Source organism: Nonomuraea terrae, assembly GCF_004348995.1.
Classification (GTDB): Bacteria; Actinomycetota; Actinomycetes; order Streptosporangiales; family Streptosporangiaceae; genus Nonomuraea; species Nonomuraea terrae.
Genome location: NZ_SMKQ01000348.1, coordinates 1 through 5,138, shown reverse-complemented (window position 1 = coordinate 5,138; position 5,138 = coordinate 1). Strand labels below are relative to the sequence as shown.

The following is a 5,138-nucleotide window of genomic DNA, read 5'->3' as shown; positions in this document are numbered from 1 at the left end:
AGCTGTCGTTCTCCCCGGTCTCCGCCCGCCGCATCGAGGACGACCACCAGGGCAGCCGCCGCTACGCCATCGGCCTCGAAGACGGCACCAGCCTCGACGTGACCGTGCTCGACCGCGACCGCCAGGTGGCCGGGCTGCCGTACCGGCTGTGGCGGCGCATCAGGCTCAACTCCGAGACCCGGCGCCGCGCGATCCGTTCGTTGCGCGCCGAGCTCGAACGCGAGGCCCTCATGGCGTACGCCGCCCAGGCGGCCGGCGCCAGCACGCCCCGCCTGCTCGGCACCAGCGAGATCGGCACCGAGGCCGCCCTGCTCGCCTACGAGCACCTCGACACCCGCCCGCTCGACGAGGTGCCCGACGAGGAGATCGACGACGACCTGCTCGCCCAGATCTGGGAGCAGGTCGGGTTGCTGCAGATCCAGCGCCTGGCCCACCGCCGCCTCACCGGCGACGGCATCCATCTCGACAAGGCCGGCCGGATCGTGCTGACCGACCCGCGCAGCGGCGAGATCGCCGCCGGCGACCTGCTGCTCCGCCTCGACGTCGCCCAGCTGCTCACCTACCTGGCGCTGCGCGTCGGCCCCGAGCGCTCGGTGCGCGCCGCGGCGGCCGTGATGGGCCCCGACGCGCTGGCCGCGGCGATACCACTGCTCCAGCGCATCGCCCTGACCAGGGAGACGCGCTCGGCGCTGGCCAAGGCCAAACACGTGCTGCCCGAGATCCGCGAGCAGATCGTCGCGCTGAGGCCGCAGAACAGGGTCGAGGAGGTCCGCCTCGAACGTTTCCGCCCCCGCACGCTGATCACGATCATCGCCGGCGCGGTCGCCGCTTACATCGTCATGTCCCAGCTCAGCCAGGTCGACCTCTACCGGGTAGTGACCACGGCCAACTGGGCCTGGTCGGGGGTCGCGCTCGTCGCGTCGTTCGTCAGTTTTGTGGCCGCCGCGCTCATGCTGCGCGGCTTCGTGCCCGAGCACCTGCCGCTCTGGCGCACGGTGCTCGTGCAGTTCGCGTCGTCGTTCGTCAAGCTCGTCGCGCCCGCCGCCGTCGGCGGGGTCGCGATCAACACCCGCTACCTGCAGAAGCGCGGCATCCGGCCGGCGAGCGCGGTGGCCAGCGTGGGCGCCTCGCAGCTCATCATGCTGGTCTTCCACATCGCGCTGCTGCTGCTGTTCGCCTACATCACCGGCTCCAGCACCGCGACGTCCTTCACACCCTCGCGCGGGCTCGTCCTCGCGCTGCTCGCGCTGGCGCTGCTGGTCGTGGTGGTGCTGGGCGTGCCGCCGCTGCGCAGGCTGGTGACCGCGCGGATGCACAAGCTGTTCTCGAACGTGCTGCCGAGGCTGCTCGACGTGCTTCAGTCGCCGCGCAAGATGGTCGAGGCGTGCGTCGGCACCCTCATGATCACCATCGCGTTCGTGGTGTGCCTGTACGCCTGCGTGTGCGCGTTCGGCGGCGACATCAGCTTCACCGCCGTCGCCGTCGTCTACCTCACGGCCAACGCGATCGGCTCGGCCGCGCCCACACCGGGCGGTCTGGGCGCGGTCGAGCTCGCGCTCGCGGCGGGCCTGACGGTGGCGGGCGTGCCGCGCGAGCTGGCCACCTCTGCCGTGCTGCTGCACCGGCTGCTCACGTTCTGGCTGCCGGTGCTGCCGGGCTGGGCGTCCTTCACCTACCTCCAGCGCAACGATGCCCTCTGACGGTCAGCGGCCGGCCGTCACCTCGTCGATCGCCTTCAGCTCGTCCTCGGTGAACGCGGGCCCGTCGACGCAGGCCACGTTGTCCTCCAGCTGCCGCACGCTGCTGGCGCCGATCAGCACACTCGTCACCCGCGGGTCCCTGAGCGTCCACGACAGCGCCATCTGCGCGAGCGTCTGTCCCCGCCCTCTGGCGATCTCGTTGAGGCCGCGCGCGAGCTTGCGGTCGATCTTGTCCTCGCTCAGGAACCGGCTGGTCGCCGCCCGCGAGTCGGCCGGCACCCCGTCGAGGTAGCGGTCGGTCAGCAGCCCCTGGGCCAGCGGCGAGAACACGATGCAGCCCATCCCCGCCTCCTCCAGCACGTCGAGCAGCCCGCCCTCGATCCACCGGTTGATCATCGAGTACGAGGGCTGGTGGATGAGCAGCGGGGTGCCCAGCTCGCGCATGATGCGCGCGGCCTGGGCGGTCTGCTCGGCCGAGTAGTTGGAGATGCCCGCGTACAGCGCCTTGCCCGAGCGCACCGCCCGGTCGAGTGCGCCCATGGTCTCCTCCAGCGGCGTCTCCGGGTCGGGGCGGTGGCTGTAGAAGACGTCCACGTAGTCGAGCCCCATGCGCTGCAGCGACTGGTCGAGGCTGGCCAGCACGTACTTCCGCGACCCCCACTCGCCGTACGGGCCGGGCCACATGTCGTACCCCGCCTTGGTGGAGATGATCAGCTCGTCCCGGTACGGCGCGAAGTCCTCACGGAAGATGCGCCCGAAGTTCCGCTCCGCCGACCCGTACGGCACGCCGTAGTTGTTGGCCAGGTCGAAGTGCGTCACCCCGAGGTCGAACGCCCGGCGCAGGATCGCCCTGGAGTTCTCGATCGGCCGGTTGTCGCCGAAGTTGTGCCACAGGCCCAGGGAGACCACGGGCAGCTTGAGCCCGCTGCGTCCGCTCCTGTTGTACGGCTGGCGCTCGTAACGCCGCTCGTCGGCCTGATAGGTCATGCCGTGCCCCTCTCAATGATCCACGCGAGGGCGAAGGCCTCCTCCCGCCAGGCGTCGTAACGCCCGCTCCGCCCACCGTGCCCCGCGCCCATCTCCGTCTTCAGCAGGAACGGTCCGCCGGAGGCGGTCGCCCGCAGCTTCGCGATCCACTTCGCCGGCTCGTGGTAGAGCACGCGCGTGTCGTTCAGGCTGGTGATCGCCAGAATCGGCGGGTACGGCCTGCCGTCCACGTTCTCGTACGGCGAGTAGCTCTTCATGTAGGCATAGACGTCGGGGTTGTGTAGCGGATCGCCCCACTCGTCCCATTCGATCACAGTCAGCGGAAGCGACGGATCCAGGATGGTGTTGAGCGCGTCCACGAAGGGCACCTCGGCCACGACGCCCGCGAACTCCTCGGGCGCCAGGTTCGTCACCGCGCCCATGAGCAGCCCGCCCGCCGAGCCGCCCCTGGCGATGACCCGCTCGCTCCAGCCGGTCGCCTTCATGTGCCTGGCCACGGCCACGAAGTCGGTGAACGTGTTGCGCTTCCTGGTCAGCTTGCCGTCCTCGTACCAGCGCCGGCCCATCTCCCCGCCGCCCCGCACGTGGGCGACCGCGAAGACGAACCCCCGGTCGAGCAGCGACAGCCGCGGGACGGAGAAGCCGGGGTCGATGGAGGTCTCGTAGCTGCCGTAGCCGTACAGCAGGGTCGGGGCGGGCTTGGCCGCGTCCTTGCGCTTCACGATGGACACGGGGACCCTCGTGCCGTCCTCGGCCATGGCCCACTCGCGGAACTGCTCGTAGTCGCCCGGGTCGTAGCCGCCGAGCACAGGTCGCTGCTTGAGCAGGATCAGCTCGTGCGTGTCGAGCGCGTAGTCGTACACGCTGGGCGGGGTCACCATGCTCGTGTACGCCAGCCGCAGCCGCCTGGTCGTGAACTCGGGGTTGCCCGCCGGGTTGACGTCGTAGAGCGGCTCGGGGAAGTCGATCTCGTACGCGTTCCGCTCCGACGCCTCGACCCGCTCGCGCCACGACCGCCCGTCGGCGCTGTACGGGAGCACCCGCAGCCCGGTCAGCCCGTCGCGGCGGAAGTGCACGACCGCATGGTCGGAGAACGCGTCGATCTCCAGCAGCCGGGTGTCGTCGCGGTGGGCGATGAGCGGAGTCCACGTGCCGGGGTCGTCGAGGGGCGCGGTGGCCAGCTCGAAGTTCTCGGCGTTCTCGTTGTGCAGGACGTAGAAGAAGTCGCCCGCGTGCTCGACGCCGTACTCGACGCCGGTCGTGCGGGGGCGAACGACGCGGAACTCACCCGTGGGGTCGGTCGCGTCGAGGATCCGCACCTCGCTGGTGATCTTGCTGCCGGCGCCCAGCACCAGGTAGCGCTCGCTGCGCGTCAGGCCGATGCCGACCCAGTACTTCTCGTCGCTCTCCTCGTAGACGAGCGCGTCCTCCTGGGAGCCCAGGGCGTGCCGGTAGACCTGGTACGGCCGCCAGGCGTCGTCCACGCGCGTGTAGAAGAAGGTCGAGCCGTCGGCCGACCAGGCGCCGCCGTAGAAGATGTCGGTGATCTCGTCGGGGAGCAGCTCGCCCGTCTCGAGGTTCTTGAACCGCAGCGTGAACCGCTCGTCGCCCTTGTAGTCGGTGGAGTAGGCGAGCATCGTGCCGTCGGGGGAGACCGCGCTCGTGCCGATCGAGAAGAACGCGTTGTCGCCGGCCAGCTCGTTGCCGTCGAGGATCACCTGCTCGTCGGCGAGGCGGACACCGGGGATGATCTCCGGGGGCGCGTCGCCGTCGGCCGGCACCCGGCAGGAGACCGCGTACTGCTTGCCCTCCTCCGTACGCGTGAAGTACCACCACGCGCCCTTGCGGCTGGCCACCGACAGGTCGGTCTCCTGGGTGCGGCCCTTGATCTCCTGGAACACCTGCTCCTGGAGGCCGGACAGGTGACCGGTCTGCTGCTTGAGGAATGCGTTCTCCGCCTCCAGATAGGCGGTGGTGTCGGGATCTTCCTTGTTGCCCAGCCAGGCGTACTCGTCGATGACGGTGTCGCCGTGATGCGTCCGCTTCGTCGGGACCTTCTTCGCCACTGGCGGCGTGTTGCTGCTCACGTGGGGAGTCTATGTTCGGTTGTGATCGTTCTGTTGCCGGAGAACGAGACGAACCGGCCTGAGGCGCCGGAGAGCGCTGCTAATCTTGAGGAGCCGACGCGGTGCGGCACAACCTCCTCCTTCACTTCGGTGACTTTGGTGTGTTGTGTGCTCGTCGCGCCGGTAATCCCGCTGACCCCAGGTCGCGCGATCGATTCGCAGAACGGTCGAGTGGCTGGTAAGTTAGAGGGGTTGTCTCCGAAAGGGGGCAGGCTTAATTCCCGCAGATCGAGCAAGTCCGGTCAATTTGACAGGAACTTGAACGGCTGAAAGAATAAAGCCACAACGAAAGACGAAATGAACGCCTCCGAGCGGGGATCACGAG

Annotated in this window: 3 protein-coding genes; 1 reads left to right on the top strand and 2 read right to left on the bottom strand. The window is 69.2% G+C overall.

Annotation, left to right across the window (positions count from 1 at the left end; translation table 11 throughout):
- A partial coding sequence (locus E1286_RS45820; RefSeq protein WP_132623482.1) for a lysylphosphatidylglycerol synthase transmembrane domain-containing protein occupies positions 1 to 1,700 on the top strand: 1,700 nt, incomplete at its 5' end.
- Positions 1,701 to 1,703: 3 nt separating this feature from the next.
- Here the strand turns inward: E1286_RS45820 and mgrA are convergent.
- Positions 1,704 to 2,687: an L-glyceraldehyde 3-phosphate reductase gene (gene mgrA / locus E1286_RS45815; RefSeq protein ID WP_132623480.1), complete on the bottom strand. Its 984-nt coding sequence runs from the start codon at positions 2,685 to 2,687 to the stop codon at positions 1,704 to 1,706.
- Positions 2,684 to 4,774 (bottom strand): S9 family peptidase, encoded by a 2,091-nt coding sequence (locus tag E1286_RS45810; protein ID WP_132623478.1) that lies wholly within the window; start codon positions 4,772 to 4,774, stop codon positions 2,684 to 2,686. The genes mgrA and E1286_RS45810 overlap by 4 nt, the downstream gene beginning before the upstream one ends.
- Positions 4,775 to 5,138: the final 364 nt, after the last annotated feature.